Annotated in this window: 13 protein-coding genes; 1 reads left to right on the top strand and 12 read right to left on the bottom strand. The window is 47.2% G+C overall.

The genetic code is table 11. The features are described from left to right. Nucleotides 1-279 precede the first annotated feature (279 nt). The 6 genes from FHS57_RS03835 to FHS57_RS03810 form a co-directional block, all read right to left on the bottom strand. Nucleotides 280-1,071 carry a 2-oxo acid dehydrogenase subunit E2 gene (locus FHS57_RS03835; RefSeq protein WP_183971562.1) on the bottom strand — a complete coding sequence of 264 codons (792 nt, stop codon included), beginning with the start codon at nt 1,069-1,071 and terminating at the stop codon, nt 280-282. Between the two features lie 20 nt (nt 1,072-1,091). Beyond that, on the bottom strand, nt 1,092-2,537 hold the full coding sequence (locus tag FHS57_RS03830; RefSeq protein WP_183971561.1) for an aldo/keto reductase: 1,446 nt from the start codon (nt 2,535-2,537) through the stop codon (nt 1,092-1,094). Nucleotides 2,538-2,549: 12 nt separating this feature from the next. Beyond that, nucleotides 2,550-3,998, bottom strand: a complete 1,449-nt coding sequence (locus FHS57_RS03825; protein WP_183971560.1) for an APC family permease — start codon at nt 3,996-3,998, stop codon at nt 2,550-2,552. A 24-nt stretch (nt 3,999-4,022) separates the two neighbouring features. Continuing rightward, a complete protein-coding gene (locus FHS57_RS03820) occupies nt 4,023-5,549 on the bottom strand; it encodes a DUF459 domain-containing protein (protein ID WP_183971559.1) in 1,527 nt (508 codons plus the stop codon). A 184-nt stretch (nt 5,550-5,733) separates the two neighbouring features. Next, nucleotides 5,734-6,513 carry a hypothetical protein gene (locus tag FHS57_RS03815; protein WP_183971558.1) on the bottom strand — a complete coding sequence of 260 codons (780 nt, stop codon included), beginning with the start codon at nt 6,511-6,513 and terminating at the stop codon, nt 5,734-5,736. A 12-nt stretch (nt 6,514-6,525) separates the two neighbouring features. Beyond that, on the bottom strand, nt 6,526-7,401 hold the full coding sequence (locus tag FHS57_RS03810) for a 3-keto-disaccharide hydrolase (protein ID WP_183971557.1): 876 nt from the start codon (nt 7,399-7,401) through the stop codon (nt 6,526-6,528). Nucleotides 7,402-7,507: 106 nt separating this feature from the next. Between FHS57_RS03810 and FHS57_RS03805 the strand changes: the two genes are divergently transcribed. After that, nucleotides 7,508-7,957, top strand: a complete 450-nt coding sequence (locus tag FHS57_RS03805; protein ID WP_183971556.1) for a hypothetical protein — start codon at nt 7,508-7,510, stop codon at nt 7,955-7,957. A 143-nt stretch (nt 7,958-8,100) separates the two neighbouring features. On the opposite strand, the gene FHS57_RS03800 is transcribed toward FHS57_RS03805, so the two are convergent. The 6 genes from FHS57_RS03800 to FHS57_RS03775 form a co-directional block, all read right to left on the bottom strand. After that, nucleotides 8,101-9,732: a RagB/SusD family nutrient uptake outer membrane protein gene (locus tag FHS57_RS03800; RefSeq protein ID WP_183971555.1), complete on the bottom strand. Its 1,632-nt coding sequence runs from the start codon at nt 9,730-9,732 to the stop codon at nt 8,101-8,103. 45 nt (nt 9,733-9,777) lie between these two features. Next, nucleotides 9,778-13,227, bottom strand: a complete 3,450-nt coding sequence (locus FHS57_RS03795; protein ID WP_229601247.1) for a TonB-dependent receptor — start codon at nt 13,225-13,227, stop codon at nt 9,778-9,780. A gap of 80 nt (nt 13,228-13,307) precedes the next feature. After that, on the bottom strand, nt 13,308-14,390 hold the full coding sequence (locus FHS57_RS03790; protein ID WP_183971554.1) for a FecR family protein: 1,083 nt from the start codon (nt 14,388-14,390) through the stop codon (nt 13,308-13,310). Nucleotides 14,391-14,511: 121 nt separating this feature from the next. Further along, a complete protein-coding gene (gene tnpA / locus FHS57_RS03785) occupies nt 14,512-14,973 on the bottom strand; it encodes an IS200/IS605 family transposase (RefSeq protein WP_183971553.1) in 462 nt (153 codons plus the stop codon). Between the two features lie 888 nt (nt 14,974-15,861). After that, a complete protein-coding gene (locus FHS57_RS03780) occupies nt 15,862-16,470 on the bottom strand; it encodes an RNA polymerase sigma factor (RefSeq protein WP_183971552.1) in 609 nt (202 codons plus the stop codon). Nucleotides 16,471-16,483: 13 nt separating this feature from the next. Next, a complete protein-coding gene (locus FHS57_RS03775; RefSeq protein ID WP_183971551.1) occupies nt 16,484-17,650 on the bottom strand; it encodes a glycoside hydrolase family 88 protein in 1,167 nt (388 codons plus the stop codon). Nucleotides 17,651-17,839 lie beyond the last annotated feature (189 nt).

The raw sequence follows: 17,839 nt of genomic DNA, 5'->3' as shown, positions 1-17,839 counted from the left end.
TCGTACTTTTTGTATTGTACGCACCTATTATTCCCCAAAAAAACTCATCCATTTCACGGGCAAATCGATTCCAACCAAAAAGCATGAGAAGCCAATGAGGGAGCAAGCTCAAATGCGTATGTCGCTTTGTAAATATATCCCAAAGATTAGTTGAATTCAAAACTAACTGCCTAATTCCTAAAAGTTTTTTAAAAATTATTTGGGAGGGGTAGGTGTTGTGCGGTGGGTGTTAGACCTCTCCTTCGTCAAGGTGACAAATGGGCGTTGCTTGGGTACCCATTAGCGTTCGAGCAAACTCGGATTCGCAATCATTTTTTTGAGGTATTTAAACAACTTTCCCCCGTGCGAGGCGTCCACCACTCGGTGGTCGAGGGCGGCGCCCAGCGAAAGAATCGTGCGGGGAACAACTTCTCCGTTTACCACCCACGGTTTTTGGGAAACGCCCCCTAAAATCAACACAAACGAAACGTTGGCCGAAGGAAACAAGGCGGGGTAGCCCATGTCCAACCCAATGCTGCCGATGTTGGAAAGAAAAAACGCGCCAAAATTGTTGGCCGAAAGCCCCAAACCAGGAATCGTCCACCCCAAACGCACGGTCACGTACCGAATCAGGCGATAGACGTAGTCGCGGAAGGGCCACGGAATACGCGCCAAGGTTTCTTTCTGTTTTTTAGATTTATCGTCGCCCTTTTGCGCCGTTTGAATCGCTTGCCGCAACGCCTCGGCCAGCGTCGCAAGGGTATGTTTGTCAATGTGTTGCATTTTTACCGAACCCATTTCACCATTGGCCATCAAGACACTCACCGTGGCGTCGATGCTCGGAAAAGGTACGATGGTGCCGCGTTTGACGTAGGTATTAAACTCAGGAACTTCGTCGCGGAGGGCACGAGCGGTTGCCAGCAGAAAAAAATGCGTAAGGGTGATTTTTACCCCCGCTTTGCGCTGTTGTTGAATGTAGTGTTCCAGCTCGGTGATGTCCACTTCTACCGACCCAAAAATTTTAGAATCGTTGGGTTTTTGGTAAATGGTCGAGGCCGTTTTGCGCCAAGCGGTGTTAAAATCGTTCGTCATACTTCCGTTTTCCTTCCATTTTATGGTTCAATCATCGCCTCGGCTTCCATTTCGACCAAGTATTCGTCGCCAATCAAATCGGCCCGCACCATCGTATTGGCGGGTTGGATGTTGGCAAACCGAACCCCGTGGGCGCGGGCAATGAGCTCCCAATCGTCGATGTTTCGGATAAAAATGCGCGTCCGAACCACGTCTTCCAACGTCGCCCCCAACGACTGCAACGCCCCTTCCAGCTTGTCGATGATAAAATGAGCCTGCGAAGCGGGGTCGTTGCCGCCAATCGCGCGGTGGCCGTGGGTAGCCGTCGTGCCCGAAATCACAATGTTGTTGCCCCGTTTTACGGCACGGCTAAAGCCCGCAATGTCTTCCCAAATCGTCCCGCTCAGGGCGTGAGTGCGCCCGTCGTGGCCCGTTTTGGTGGCATAAGGCGCGGGAAAACTCGCAATGTGGTGGCTCAAATCGCCCGAGGCCGTGAGGAAGGGCGGCTTGCGGTATTCGTCCCCACAATCGCCCTGAATAGGGTTTAGTAATCCCAAAACAGCGTCAATTTGAGTTTTTTCTTCCTGCGAAAGTTGGAATTCAAACAAACGGCGGTTCGATTGTATGTGTTCGCTTTGGCTGGGCCGTGCCCCGATAATCACCCCACCCACGCCGCGCTGCTCCATGATGTAGCGACTCGCCACGTTGGCCATGTCCAGCGAATGCCGCTGCGCGATGGTCGATAAAGTCGAAAGCAGTTGTTGAAACTGTTCCCAGCTCCCTGCTTGGTCAATAAACCGTTTGTATTTCATCTGCGACCACGTCGCCAACTTGTCTTGGGTTGGTTCGGGTTTTCCCAGCCATTTTTCGCTCAAAAAACCACCCGCTACCGTCCCAAACGCCAGTAGTTGTACGCCGTATTGTTGGCACACGTCCAGCATAAACCGTTGCGCCCGTTGGTCGAGCAGCGAAAAACACACTTGGTTGGATACCACCTTGATGCCACTATCCAGTGCCATTTTCAGGTGCGCGGTGTCAAAATTGGTCAAACCGAGGTGTTTGATAAGCCCTTCTTCTTGCAACTCTTGCAGCCAAAACAACTGGTCGAGCCAGGCGGGGTCGGCGTAGTTCCAAGCGTGGTATTGCAGCAAATCGAGGGTGTCGAGCTGCATTCGTTGGAGCGAAGTCTGTACCGCTTTGCGCACCTGCTCTTTGGTTAATTTCCCTGGCGTCGGCACCCATTTGGTGAGCAGTTGCACCGAGTCTTTGTGAAGGTATTTTTTGTGTAAAATCCCCGCAATGATTTCCGCCGAACCGTAGTGGTCGGCCATGTCGAAGGTGGTAAAACCTGCTTCTACGTACGGCACCAACGCCCGTGCGGCCTCGTCCAAATCCAACGAACGTCCATCGCGTTCCATGTCAGCAATTTGCCAAAGTCCCGTTATGACGTTGGACGTTTGAAAATCGGGGGTTACTAAATTCTGCATTCGTTTGTATCGTTAATCGTTGTCAATCAGCGGCCTTCTGCGAACATATATCAGCGAGGCCACTCCCATCACCAAAAGCCACACGTAGGTAGAGTGAAAATACCACGCTCCTACCGACGCCTGAAGGTCTTTCCAGACGTGTATTCCCAAAAACGCCACCAAACACCCAATCCCTGCCCACGCCAGCGTACGACGAAGCACAGGCAACGCCAGTACTTTGATGCGTTGTGCAATAGCGGGGTTCCGTTTGGGAAGGGTCAATAACGTAATGCACATCAATAAAAAATTGACCAACATGCTGGTCACCATAATGTCAATTCCTAAGAAAAAATCGCTCGCAAAATGGCTTCCTAGTATCCCAATCGTAGCCATGCCTCCGCTCAGTAGTAAGGCGCGTTTGGGCGTATGCGTATTGGGGTCGATGTCGGCGAGGGTTTTGGGAAAAATACCATCTTCGGCCCACGCAAAAAGCAGTCGAGAAACCGATAGCAACATGGCAGGCAGGTCGTTGACCAAAGCAATGGTAGCTCCTATCAGAATGACAACACCCCACTGCGGAGACAATAAAATACTAAACAGCCCAGGGGCAGAAATGTCTTTTTTACTGGCTTCTTCGGCGATGTACTGCCACGGAATAGCGTGGTAAACGGCCGCCGTAAATACGAAGTAAAAACAGCCTACGATGAGTACCGCCAAGGCGATGGCACGGGGCAGCATTTTCTCAGGGTTTTTGGCCTCTCCCCCTGCCTGCGCAATAGAATCAAACCCAATAAAACTGGCAAATAACACCGCACCTGCCGACAAAAACGTGCTCCAGTCAAACGTAGCCACGCTCGAAATAGAAAACGCACGGTTTTCTTTTGCAGCCAAAGCCGCCACAAAATCGGCATGGTTGAAGTAAAAACCCGCCACAATGACGATGGCTCCCAGCACAAACATCAGCACCATGAGCGGAATGAGCGTACGTTCGTAAAACGCCAATCCGCGCATGTTTATTCCCACAAACGTCCACAGCAACACCAGCGCCAACGTGAGTCGTACCCAACCCGTTTCGAGCCATTGAGCGGCGTTGATCCAGTCGAGGGCATTGGCAATGTCCCTAAAAAACGGCACAATGACGTAACAAATGACCCCGATGACAATCGTGAGGCCAAACCACTGCGAAAAACTCGCCACAAAGCCCAAGTACGGATGCAAGCCTCGGCTGGCAAAAACGTAACTCCCGCCCGCTTGGGGCATGGCCGACGATAAACTGGCGTAGGCAAAGGCCGCCAACAACGCAGGAACGGCCGCCAACAAAAACGCAGGCAATACGTACGGGCCAATGCCAGGCACGTTGCGCTGAATCATAATGGGCACAATGTAAATGGAAGCCCCAATCATGGAGCAAATCCCCGTCGCGGTGAGGCTCAGCAGCCCCAACTGACGAGAAAGCGTGGGTGAAGAAGCGGGTTTAGTCATTTTGCGAATTTAATGACAAAACGCTTATTTCTTACCAAAATCACGATTTAGTACGCCCCCGATTACTTTTGTCCAAATTTCGTAGCCTTTTTCGTTGAAATGCAGCTTGTCGCCAATGTACAGTTCGGGCTGGTATTTGCCATCTTTCCCCAACAACTGCGGCATGGTTTCTATGTAGTGTAGCTTGGGCGTTGATTCGCAGTAGTTTTTCAACAACGCATTGGCTTCCAATATTTTATCTTGCACTCCCCAGCGGCGTTCGTTGGGAGAAATTGCAATCCAATAAATAGCCGCGTTGGGTAACTTTGCCCGTATGTTTTTCACAACCACTTTGTAGGTTTCGAGGATTTGCAAAGGCGTTTTATCAAGCGGCGAATCGGCAATGTCGTTGCTACCTGTATAAATCACAATGGCTTTGGGTTGATGTTTCCCCAAAATCTGAGGAATGTAATACGCCATCTCGGCCACCGTGGAGCCACCAAAGCCACGGTGAATGATTTCGTGCGGGGCAAGGTCTTGGTTGATGTTTTTCCACAAACGCACAAACGAGCTTCCCGTCACCAAAATCGCGTTGTTGGTGTAGGTTTCGGTTTTATCGGCCTCCTCAAACGCGAGGATTTCTTTCTCAAAACGCGTGACGTTCAACTTGCCTTTGAGCTGCGCCGCTAACCAATACCCCGCCTCTTCGAGGGCTTGGGTTTGTTTGGACTTATCGTTGTCGAGGGTATGGCCTGTGTTTTCGTACAGACGTATTCCCGTGGCGATGCCCAAAGCCAAGGAATGTTCAAAAACGACCTGACTTCCGTACTTAAAGCCGTTGTACGACAAAGAGGAATCGCTCGGCACGAGTTTATCCGCCACGCCATGAACGTTGAAATTGGGAATATCGCCTTTCTGAATCCAACGATAATCGACCATCGCTCCCCAGCAATTGATGATGGCTTTTACTTTCGACGAATACCCTGCGTTGCCACTATTGCCTTCCAGCATTCCCCAGCGCTCGGTATTGACGTAGGCAGGCACTTCTTTCGCGTCCAAATACGCCGCGTGCAGGGCAGTCATGGCTCCCGCCGAGCCTCCCATGAGGTAAATTTGGGACGTGTCGATTCCGTACTGCTCGGCATTTTTTCTAAAAAAACGAATGGCGGCTTTGGTGTCTTGCACCGCGCGGTACATGGCTTCAAAATAGCTTTTATCGTTTTTGGGTTCTTCCACACCCAGCCGATAGTTGATAGAACCACAGACGTAGCCTCTTTTGGCTAATCCATAGCTGAACAACAGCGGATACCCTACCTTTTTATCTCCTCCCGTAAACCCTCCTCCGTGCACAAACACCACCAACGGACGCTTGCGGAGCGTGTCGCCATGGGGGCTGTAAACGTCGAGCAAGAGTTTTTCGTTTTCACCTTTAACGTTTCGCGCTTCGCCGTAGGGGACGTTGATGACGGAGTCGATTTGGGGAAAAGTTTCGTGTTGGTAGCGTTGCAAGCGCTGCGCCCATCCTGTAAACACGAGCGGGAAACACAAACAGAAAGAAACAAGCAATTTCATATAAGTATTCAATCAAAAATTTTAGAATAATTCAAAGAAGCCTCGGTAGAGGCGCAACAGCAGATAAGCTCATTAGCCGAATTAATCACCCAAAATCTGCGGTTATCTGCGGTTTTAGAATCAGCGTAAATCTGCGGGTAAATTATAAAGAAACTTAGTAAACAACGTATTTATAATCAACTACTTAAAACTTGTATTCAACCCCCGCAGGCAATGGTTCCACGTTGAGTTTCATCCATTTACCATCAATCTTTATGACTACGATTTTGTTGTCTTTGTCATAAAACATTGTACCATCGCCACTTCCTTTCAACTCTTTGAAATTTACGTATTTAGCGTCCGATTGATATACATTTTCGTCGTCGCCTTGTGGCTTCTCGTTCAGTAAATCTTCCTTGCCGATATTGCCTAGTGTAAATGCGTTGGTCAGGCGAAGAGAACCGTAAAAAATGGCTTTGTCGCGGCCAAAAAGGAATGAATGTTGTCGAACATCCGAGCCAATTTTAAACCAATTGTATGCTTGTTCGGAATGATTATAGGCCGTTCCGTAGTAATACAACTCTGCCACAGGACGTTCTTCCTCGATGTGCTTATTGACCAGCATCGTTATCCGCGACTTATCGTCTTTGGCATAGCCCTCAAAGACATGGTATCCCCAGCGTTTTTTGTTTCGCTCTTCGGTATTTCCACGCACTTGAATCATGTAGGGGGTTGAAAGAATCCCGTTCACAGTCGTGTACATGGGGGTCAGCACAGGGTTGAAACCAAAGCTATACCCGCGCTCTTTCCAACGGGTCCAACTGGTATCTATGTCAGAACGTAATTCTACACGATTTGCATCGGGATTGCTGCCTCCTTGAGTGATTGAAATATACCTATACAACAATCCTGGGCTGGGCGACTGTTGCGCCGATACCGCCCAAGAAAAACTCATTAAACCAAAGAAAATCCAAATGCGCTTCATACGAAAAGGGAGTTAACGGCACAAAGCAGGGTTATTCTTGACAAAATAACTGCGGTAAGCCTTTGATTTAGGGTCTTTGCAACCTTCCAAATTAAGGAGTTTGATGTTACGAAAGTCTATCTCTTGTCCTTCGCTTTGGAGGGCGATAAAGCCTTCTTTGAGGGGCTTTCCGTCAATTTTTTGGGCAGGGTCAAAACGGTTGGCCACTCCACCTCCAATTTGGGGTTTTGCGTATTCCAAGACTTTTTCACCGTTGATAAAATGTTGCACCAACGAATCACCCAACACAATCAAATCGGCTTTTACCCATTCTTCTTTTGGGTACGTTTTAGAGGTCGAATTGATGCAGTGACGTGGGTCTTTCACCCCTTTAAAAATAACGTCCGTGCCAGGCGAACACATGTTGCCCGTGGGACGAGGTTTACCGTCGCCTAGCCCAGCCAAAAACTGCATTTCTACCGAAATCGGCCAATCTTGTTCTTTGGGCATGGTGCGGGGGTCTTGCGAATGAAACATCACTCCGCTGTTGAGTTTCGTATAATCGGGAGCGTCTTCGCGCCAAATGCCCGTAAAGCGGTACTCCATCGACAAATGATAGTACGAATAGGGCGTATTGAAGTACAAATGTCCGTAGCGTTCGTTGAATTTATCGTACTTGTCGTAACGCACTTTTATGATGCCATCCTCCACTCGAAAGGTTTCGCCAAAGTTGTCGCCCGTCTCGTGGTGGTGGATTTTGACCGTCCAATTTTTAATGTCTTTGCCGTTGAAAAGATTAATCCAGTTTTCTTTTTCTTTGGCCGTTGGCGTTGTAAAGGAGAATTGGGAAACCACTGGAATCAACAATAGGTAAGCAACCAAGCGTGCGGAGGAAAAGATAGATTTCATAGGGATGTACAAAAGGTGAAAAAGATTTTCGTCATTACTTCAAGATGAAGCAGGTAATTTCCTAACTTAGTTATCTGATAATTTTTACGATAAAATTCAGCCATCGATGAAAACCCATTTTATTATTACGCGCCGCACCCACTGGTGGATGAACCTTTTTCCTCTTACAGTCTACTTGGACGGCATCGAAATTGGAACGCTTCAAAACCACGAATTTATCGAATATGACCTGGTCCAGCGCGAACAGTATGTCCACGTGGTGGTTCAATCGTGGGGGTTTTTCAAGAAAAAACACGATTTTCACCTAAAAGCCACCGACCGCGTGGAGATTCAATTGGTCAGTGGCTGGGACAATTTTTTAAGAATCCTGGCGTTTGTCTTTGCGCTTTTACTTTTTCATTTTACTACAAGCTTCAAAAATGACAAAAAAGTAGAACTATTTTTCGCATCGCTCTTCCTACTTTATCAACTTATCGGCTACGGGGCGGTCAGCTTTATTCAATTCCATTTTGACCGTAGTTTGTTGGTGCGGGACATACAAATTGCTCACGGCTAGTAGAAATTTGATAAACGTATCAATCAAAAGCCCTCCCAACATCATTTGCTGAGAGGGCTTTACACACGAATCAAGCGCATTAGTCAGGTTGTGAGCAACCTTCCACACAGTGAGTCGGGTTGTGAGCAACCCTCACCACTTGGCTACCAGCCTGGGTTTTGTTTTAGAGATGGGTTCAATGCCAACTCGTTGATCGGCAACGGCCACAAATAATCTTTGGCAGGGTCAAACTTACGGAAACTTGCCGCTTGCACTTGGATATAGTTATCGGGGGTTAAGTTTACTTGAACCGTCGTTCCAAACTCTGTTTTAAAGAAATAATTTCCTAAAATTGGTTTTGGCATTTCGGTTTCTGCCATTTTCCAACGGTTTAAATCCCAGTAACGGTGACTTTCTTGCGCCAATTCCACACGACGCTCGCGACGGATTTCATCACGCATGTTCAATCCATTTTTTGTCACAAACTCGTTGGTCAATTTTGGCAAACCGCCTCTGGCGCGGGTACGGTTGAGGCTCAATTCCAAATCTGCATCGCTGATTTTTTCGTCCAACTCAAAGCGAGCTTCGGCATAAATCAACAACACTTCAGCGTAGCGCAAAATCATGTAGTCCATCGTTGATGCTTGGTTGTTCCAATCGTTGATGTCCGAATATTTACGGAACGTAAACCCTGTTTTGGCAAACACCAAACTCGGCACGTTGAACACAGGAAACGTAGCAATCCACGAGTCACCGCGCTTCATGTACGTATCGCTCATGCGCGTATCACGGTTTTGGTAAACTTCTACCGTTGTCGTAGGAGCCGTATAAAGCGGCGATTTCGACGTTGGCAAGCCGTCTTTCATCAAGTACGAATCAATCAGGCTTTTGGTAGGGTTTAGGTTTCCGTTTTCAACCGTTCCACGGAAGTAAGTATGCGTCACTACGCGGTCGGTCTGTGATACCCCGTATTGTCTTACAATGATATTTTCGCGGTTGGCACGGCCTTCACCCGCGTACTGGAACAAGTTGAAGTACCCGCCCGTGTATAAATCGTGTTGTTTGCTGTCAATCACCGCTTTCGCCGCGTTGTAAGCCAACGTCAAGTGTTTGTTGGGGTCGCCGTACTTGTGAAATTTAGCGCGAGTTCCTTCAAACAATGCTACGCGTGCTTTGAAGGCCAACGCCCCTGTATTAGAAATGCGGCCATAGTCTGCCGTTCCTAACACGGTAGGGGTCGGAAGTTTAGAAGCCGCAAAATCCAAGTCTTGGTAAATCTGCTCGATGACTTGGTCACGGGTAGCCGCAGGCTCTTTCAACTCGGCCGACTCGTCCGTCAATGTCTTCAAAACCAATGGCACACTTCCGTACTTGCGCAACAAATCGTAGTACCCCATCGCGCGGAAGAAGCGAGCTTCGCCCACGTAGCGGTCTTGAATGGCCGCCGCCAAACTCGCACGAGGTGCTTTTTCGACGATGTTGTTAGCCGCCCGAATCAAACGATACGGGGTGCTGTAGTTACCGTCGGTGGCAGGTGCCAAACGTGTACCATCGCTAATATTGCTAACGGTCAATCCCGTGGCATCGTCCGACCAGTTATCTTCGTTGTTGAAGGCAGGCAAAAATGTGTACAAGTAGTTGGCCGCAGCCTTCAAGTCGGCTTCCGAGCGCCAAAAGGTTTCGTCACTAATCGACGTTTCGGGAAGGCGGGTAACGTCACAGGCAGAGAGGAAAGTCAGCCCGCATACCGCCGCTATTGCTACTTTTTTGGTAAGAAATGAATATGTCTTGTTCATGTTGTTTCAATTTAATAGATACCACCTTTGTTTGAAGTACAATGCTTAAAACGAGAGGTTTAAACCCACCGAAGCCGTAGCAAAGAAAGGATAGTCGTTTTCTACGTTGTCGCGGGTTTCAGGATCGTAGTATCCTTGGAAAACTCCTAAACCTGAGATGGTAAACAAGTCTTGGCCAGAGAAGAAGAAACGAGCGCGTGATACTTTGAGGCGTTCCGTCCAGCGGCTTGGCAAGGTATATCCTACTTGAATGTTTTTCAAGCGGGTATAACGTGCGTTCAAGACCCATTTATCCGACGACAAATAGTTGTGGGTAGCTCCGATAAACGGACGAGGGTAGGTGGCATTGGGGTTTTCTGGTGTCCAATAGTCGCGGTGGATGCCGAGGGCTTGTTTCCAAGTCACCAACAAAGGCGCAATAGACTCTGTAACTGGGCGGTAGCTACGTTTTCCTACGCCTTGGAAGAAGGCCGAAAAGTCAAGTCCTTTCCATTGGAAACCAAAGGTGGCGCCGTACAAATAGCGTGGGTTGGTGGTTCCTAAGAAAACCATATCGCCGTAATCTTCGGTGGTTCCACGTCCAACGGTTAAGCGGCTATCACCGTTTTGGTCGATGTATTTTACGTCGCCAGCACCTGCGCGGCTATCCTGAAACGCCCAAGATTTTACTTCGTCAGCTGTTTGGAAATAACCCGCCGTTTGGTACCCCCAAATAGAGTTAAGTGGGTAATTTTCAATGGTTCCGTTGGTTCCCATTCCGACGATATTACGCCCCGAGAAGCTAATGAGTTTGTTGTTATTGTCCGACAAATTGAACGACACATTGTAGTTAAACTCTTTGCCAACCGTACCACGGTAACGCGCCTCTAACTCCCATCCCCACGATTTTAGCTCACCGTTGTTTTTACGAGGGGTGTTGATACCAATCGTCGATGGCAACAACTGTGCTGTAAGCATGTTGCGGTTGTATTTTACGTAGTAGTCTGCCGTGATTTGAAGTTTGTTTTGGAAGAAGCCCAAATCAGCGCCTCCGTTGGTAGTTTCAATGGTTTCCCAAGAAAGGTTGGCCGAAGGAATGGCGTTTTGGAAAATATACGTAGCCCGAGAATCACCCAAGACCAACGCCGACCCTTGCGAAAGTTGGTTGAGGTAGTCGTAGTTGCCAATGGTGTTACCCAACGCACCACCAAGGCGGCCCCAAGAAGCGCGGAGTTTCAATTCAGAAATAAAGCTGAGGCTATTTCCAAACCAAGACTCGCGGTGTACATTCCAACCCAACGATGCCGATGGGAAAACTTTCACGCGGCTTCCTGGTGCCAACTTCGAGCTTTCGTCCTGACGAAGCGTGGCCTCTACTAGGTATTTGTCGGCGTAATTGTAATTAAAACGTCCAAAAATAGACTGAAACGCGTTCGTAGCAATTGCCTGACTGTTGACTTTCGTTTTTTCGTCGCCTAAGTTGAGGGTAGGAAGGTCGTTGCTCACTAAGTTACTAGCACGGTTGAAGACCTGACTGTAGCGGTACGACTCCCACTGATAACCCGCAAAAAGGCCAAAATTGTGCTTCGCCCCGATTTTGAAATCGTAGTTAGCCAGCAACTGAATGTTGGTATTTTTGGTCAACTCGTTGGTGATTTCGTACGAATTGACTTGGTTGAGGTAGCTCAAAATCCGTGAACGTCCCCAAAGTGGAACGGTACGGTTGAAACGGTTTCTATCGCCACGACGGTACTGCGTTCCTACCACCGCACGAAGATTCAAGCCTTTGACCAAACCGCTGTGCTGAAGGGTAAATGTTCCATCGAAGAAGTTTTTGAAAAGGTTGTTGTACCCTCCTGCTTCCATGGTGGCATAGGCAGTAGCGGCCGAACCCGCTCCGTTGTAACGACCTTCAGGTGTAAAAAACGGTGTACGAGTACGCAAACGGTAGATTTGGTACAACAAGCCGCCCCCGTTTACATCGGCTGCGGGAGTTTTGGTACGTTCACCTGTATAAGCAACTCGCGCATCGAGTGAGAGTTTTTCGGTCAATTTTGCTCCTAAATTGAGGCGAAGGTTATAACGTTCGTTGTTATCAGGCCCCACTTTAAATACCCCATTTTTACCGTAAAAACCACCCGAAAGCATAAAATTGAGCTTGTCGGTTCCGCCACGTACTGTCAGGTTATGGGTTTGCATTGAGGTGTATTTTCTCAATACTTGGTTGGTCAACGGCTCTTGGTTGTAAAACAAGTAAGTGGAAGTATCCGCAGGGTTAACAACATACGGAACGTTGTTGCGAATCTGCTCCAAATCAAAATCTGAGTACTCTGGGCCACTGCCTGAGTTTTTGCGGGCGAGGTTAGAAAACTCCGCTTCTTCCAACAGCGACATCCGACTAGGTACGTTGATTGACCAATCGGTTCCATATTGCGACAAATAGTCGAATGTAACTTTCCCCGATTTTCCTTTTTTGGTCGTCACCAAAATCACCCCACCCGCTGCTTGTGCACCGTAGATAGCCGCGGCAGCGGCATCTTTCAAGACACTGATATTTTCAACGTCGTTGGGGTTCATGGTTTGGAGTGTCGAAATAGGCACGGCCACCCCGTCCAAAATCATCAAAGGATCCACGCTACCGTTGGCCGTCGTTGCTCCCCGAATCTGAATGCTGACACCTTCACTACCAGGCTGCCCTGTCGTACGTTGAATAATCAACCCAGGTGACGTTCCTTGCATGGCAGTTGCCAAGTTGCTCGAAGGGCGGTTTTCAATCGCTTTTGAATCAATGGTCGAAACGGCACCCGTCATGTTTACTTTTTTCTGAACACCATAACCTACCACGACAACCTCTTCTAAACTTTTGTCGTCAGCTGACAATTTAACGTTGATAATACTCTGATTACCAACCACAATCTCTTGTTTGATATACCCAATATAAGAAAAAACCAACACTGATTTCCCGTCAGGCACCGACAAACGATAGCCTCCGTTGGCATCCGTCGTAGCGCCACGGGTTGTGCCTTTTACTTGTACGCTTACACCTACAAGCACTTCGCCTTTATCGTCCGTGATTTTTCCCGTTACCCCTTGGTCGAGCACTTGGGTCGTTAATAAACTGGGCGTTTGCTGCGGAATGGGCAGCAGGCTTACTTCTTTTTTGAAGAGAGCAATTTGCTTGCCTTTCACTTCGTAGCCAATTTTAAGCGGATTGAGCACTTGTTCAAGCACTTCTTTCAGCTTTTCGTTTTTGGCATCTACATTGATTCTTTGAGATACTTTAATTTCTCGCGGATTGTAGATAAAGCGCACGTTGGTCGCTCGTTGAAGGGTGCCTAGCGCAGTTTTTAAGTCCTCGTTGGCAAGCTTTACGGTTACTTTTTGCTCCAGGGCTTCCTGAGCGCTTGCGTCGTGGGCGTGAGATACTCCCATGAACAGGATTGCAATCAGCAGCTGTGTCAATGAAATCCTCATGAGCGTCCAGCAGAAATTGGGTTTGTTGTAGATTTTATCCATGATGAAATATGTGGTTTTATCATGGATGGCGAACCGAAGCCTAAAATACTGCTTTTTTAAAATTTTTTTTTAAAAAAATACTATTTACACCCTCGGCTATGGATAATGATTTGAGCATCAACGATTTCGTAGGTCGAATGCGTGATTTTGCAGATAAGGTCAAGTTTATCAAACAGCGACTCGTCGGAAAGTGTAGCCGTCAGGAAGCAATTTTCGAGGACTTTGGCATCATAAATCACGGAGATGCCGTAGGTTTTTTCTATCAAATCAAACACCTGGCTAACAGGCGTTTCCTCAAACGAATAGCTACTAACGGGTGTCTGTACAACTGCGGCGGGCGCTTCCACAATCGATTTCAAAAAGCGTTTTTCGGGTATCGAAAAAGCTACTTGCTGGTTAGGGGTAAGCACCACTCCCGCTTTCACCGCTTGTTGGGTTGTTGTGGCTTTTTCTAGGTCTTTTCGGGTATAAACCGATACCCGCCCTGTTTTCACCACCACTTTGGCCTCATCGGCCTCCGAAAATGCTTGAACCATAAAGCTCGTCCCTAGTACTTGGGTAGAAATATAGTCGGTATAAACCCAAAACGGCTGCTGGGGATTTTTCGTAATGTCAAAAAAAGCTTTCCCTTCTAAATAGACCTCGCGCAGTTGGGCACGAAAAGGCTGTGGGTACCGAATTCGGCTCTTGGGATAGAGCGAAATCGTACTTCCATCTTGCAACGAAATTTTCTGAACGCGGTCGGTTTGATTGGTCTGTTCGAGATAATCATCTTTGAAAGCTACGACCGTTTTGCTGTCATGAAGCGCCAAGGTGCTAGGTCGAAAATAAGAATATGTACCCCACCCCACGCCCAAAAGCAGGATGATAGAAGCCGCCCATTGGAACAGCGGAAACTGCCAAAACGGAGACGAAGTTTGCGGAGGGGCTTGGAGAATCTGCTCTGTAATGGCGTCTAATTCCAACTCTGGCAAGTTGGTTTCATTTTCTTCTAAGGCCAACAAAAACGCCTTCGCCAAATGGACTTTTTCGCGGCAGTCGGGGTTTTCGGCAAGCCACTGTTGCCAAAATTGGGTATTATTAGGCTCGTGTTCCAGCACCCACTGACGAAACGATTCGTCGCGGGCAAAGTCTTCTAACTGATACGAGCGGTAATAATTCATTGGGTAATAGGCATGTTTTTCTATCAGATGGCGCTAAACCAACCAATATACTCCTTTCTTCTTCATTTTTTTTACAAGGTTTACAAAGGTATCGGGATGGATGTAGCCCAAAGGGGTATATCTAATCATACCATTCAAATACATATCTAGGGTCATAATCCACCCCAAACTTTTCAAGAAACAATAGATATTCCTCTCTAAATGACTGTTTTTTGTGGTGTTCTGGCTGGTTTAGGATGTACTTTACAACATTGTCAATTTGTGATTTGGAATAGGTAAAAGCTCCATATCCATCTTGCCAAGCAAATTTTCCAACAATGTTTTTTTTATCGTTCAACCACTTTGATGAACCTGATTTAACCTGTTCCATCAATTTAGAAGGAGAAACAGTTGGGTGCATTCCTACAAAAATGTGAGTGTGATCAGGGTTACAATAAATAGCGTATGTTTTGCATTTCTGGTTAGTAACAATGCCGCACATGACCTTCTCCAATTCATCTCTGATTGATTCTTTAATGAGGTTTTGCCGTCCTTGCACGGAAAAAACAAACTGAATATACAATTGCGTATATGTATTTGCCATTACGAAGATTGCAGGGCTAACGCCCCTTTTTTGTTTATTTTTATTGCCGCGCGTTCTACGAAGATTGCAGGGCTACGCCCCTTTTTTATTTTTTTGCCTCGCGTTCTACGAAGATTGCGGGGCTAACGCCCCTAATTTCGTTCATATTTCATCCTCGTTTTCAGGGGCGTAGCCCCCTAAATCTTCGTAGAAATCGCAAACCAATTGACAATCTAGGGGCGTTAGCCCTGACATATTTGCTACGAAGATTGCGGGGCTGCGCCCCTAATTTCGTTCATATTTTTCCTCGTTTTCAGGGGCGTAGCCCCCTAAATCTTCGTAGAAAATCGAAACCCTATTGACACGCTAGGGGCATTAGCCCTGACATATTTGCTACGAAGATTGCAGGGCTAACGCCCCTTTTTTGTTTATATTTCCTCCTTGTTTTCAGGGGCGTAGCCCCCTAAATCTTCGTAGAAAATCGAAACCCAATTGACACGTTAGGGGCGTTAACCCTGACATATTTGCTACGAAGATTGCAGGGCTAACGCCCCTTTTTTGTTTATTTTTTTGCCGCGCTTTCTACGAAGATTGCAGGGCTACGCCCCTAATTTCGTTCATATTTCCTCCTCGTTTTCAGGGGCGTAGCCCCCTAAATCTTTGTAGAAAATCGCAACCCTATTGACACGCTAGGGGCGTAGCCTTGGCATATTTGCTACGAAGATTGCAGGGCTAACGCCCCTTTTTTGTTTATTTTTTTTGCCTCGCGTTCTATTAAGATTGCGGGGCTACGCCCCTAATTTCGTTCATATTTTTCCTCGTTTTCAGGGGCGTAGCCCCCTAAATCTTCGTAGAAAATCGCAACACAATTGACAATCTAGGGGCCTAGCCCTGACATCTTACAAACTGTCAATGGAATAAAATTACCCCCAACAACACCTGAATCACTTGCCAATGGGTACGAAATACTTTCAACGCTGACTGTACCAAATTGGAAACCGACTGTGGGTTTATCTCCATTATCTGCGCAATTTCGTCTCGATTCAGGTTTTGATAAAACTGCAAATAGATAACCTCCCGCTGCCTTTTGGGCAGTTTATCCAATAGAATCGTGATTTTCTGTGTCAACAATTCAACGTTTTCCTGTTCAATAATCGCCCATTCGTGCGGAAGCTCTTGTGAATGCCAATCCAAGATGGTGTCGATTTCGTGTTGTTCATCCTTCAAAATTCGTTGCCGAAAGCCTTCCCTCAGCACTTTTTTTCGTACCGAACTCAACAAATACGCCCTGACACTCACGGGAGTGCTGAGGCGTTCGCGGCGTTGCCACACTTCAATGAATACCTCTTGGACACAATCCTTTACAAAATCTTCGGATTGCACAAACTTGCACCCGTAGTTTTGTAAAGGATTGAAATATTTTTTGACGAGCCTTCCCAACGCCCATTCGCTCCCATTTTGCAACTGGGACCATAGCTGACTATCCACTTGTGACGATGAGGTTTCTATTGGCTTCATGTAGAACGTACGTCTATTTTTTCTTCTTGTTCAAGGCTTGGTAACGGAGCAATCCTTCCAAGTAATAGTAATCAGCATATACCAAAGGCACATCTATCTCCGAATTACCTAGCTTGTGTCCTACGCTGTGTTGCAAAATGAAGTGATTGTTTTTGCCCAACTCTGCTTTGTAAGGTGGCTTCGACAAGCTTTCTAAAATTGTGACGGCCGTGTTGTAGTAATTTTTGGCATTTTTGCCTCCGTAAGTACTCAACTCCAACAAGCCCGACGCTAAAATCGCCCCTGCTGAAGCATCGCGCTCTTCCCCTGGTTTGTTGTAGTCCCAGTACGGCACTTTGTCGGCAGGCATGTTGGGGTGGCTCAACAAATAATCGGCGATATTACGCGCATGGTCGAGGTATTTTTGGTCTTTGGTTTCGCGGTACATGACCGTGTAGCCGTACATTCCCCACGATTGCCCCCGCGACCACGACGACTCGTCAAACGCGCCCTGGTGGTTTTTCTTGGCCAATACTTCACCGTTTGGCCCGTAACAGATAACGTGATACGCGCTGTGGTCGGGGCGGTAATGGTGTTTCATGGTGTTATCGGCGTGCGTGATACACAAGTTATACAAGTCCTTGTTGCCCGACTCTTTCGCCGCCCAAAACAAGAACTCCAAGTTCATCATGTTGTCAATAATCACGGGGTAATTGTACCCACCTTTGAAGCTATTCCACGACTTGATCAGCCCTACTTTGGGGTCAAAACGTGTCGCCAACGACTGCGCACCCGTCAGCATTACGGGTTTGTAGGCTTCATTTTTAGTCAAGCGATAGCCGTTGCCAAACGGGCAATAAATCATAAAGCCCAAATCGTGCGTACCTTTGTTGTACTGCTCTTGTTCGACGGCCATCGTCCATTTGTGGGCTGCTTCTTTCCACTGAGGCGCTTTGTTAAATTCATAAATATACCACAAAGAACCTCCAAAGAATCCGCTACACCACCAGCTCGACTTCATGTCGCGTGGGGTTCCGTCGGGGTTGGTCGATTGGGGAAACTTCGTAATGTCGGGGTGAGATGCTAACATTCCTTCGTACTGCTTGGCCGCAAACTCAAACTCTTTTTTTACATCAATTTTGGACTGCCCCCATGCCGACAATGCCAGCACAGTCATAACACAGGTAATGATTTTCTTCATTCAAGTAATGGATTTATTAAAACGTAAAAAGGGATAACGAATTTATTGAAAAAATACAAATTATAGCCATTCAACGAGATTATCCTACATTTATCATCTATGCAAATAAAAGGGCTATTTTGTCTTTCTTTATGTTAAAAGTATAAGTAAATTCACATTTCTAAAAGAAATAACGCAAAAATTGAACAT

The sequence above is a fragment of the Runella defluvii genome, assembly GCF_014195535.1.
Taxonomy (GTDB): Bacteria; Bacteroidota; Bacteroidia; order Cytophagales; family Spirosomataceae; genus Runella; species Runella defluvii.
This window is presented reverse-complemented; position numbering and strand designations above follow the sequence as displayed.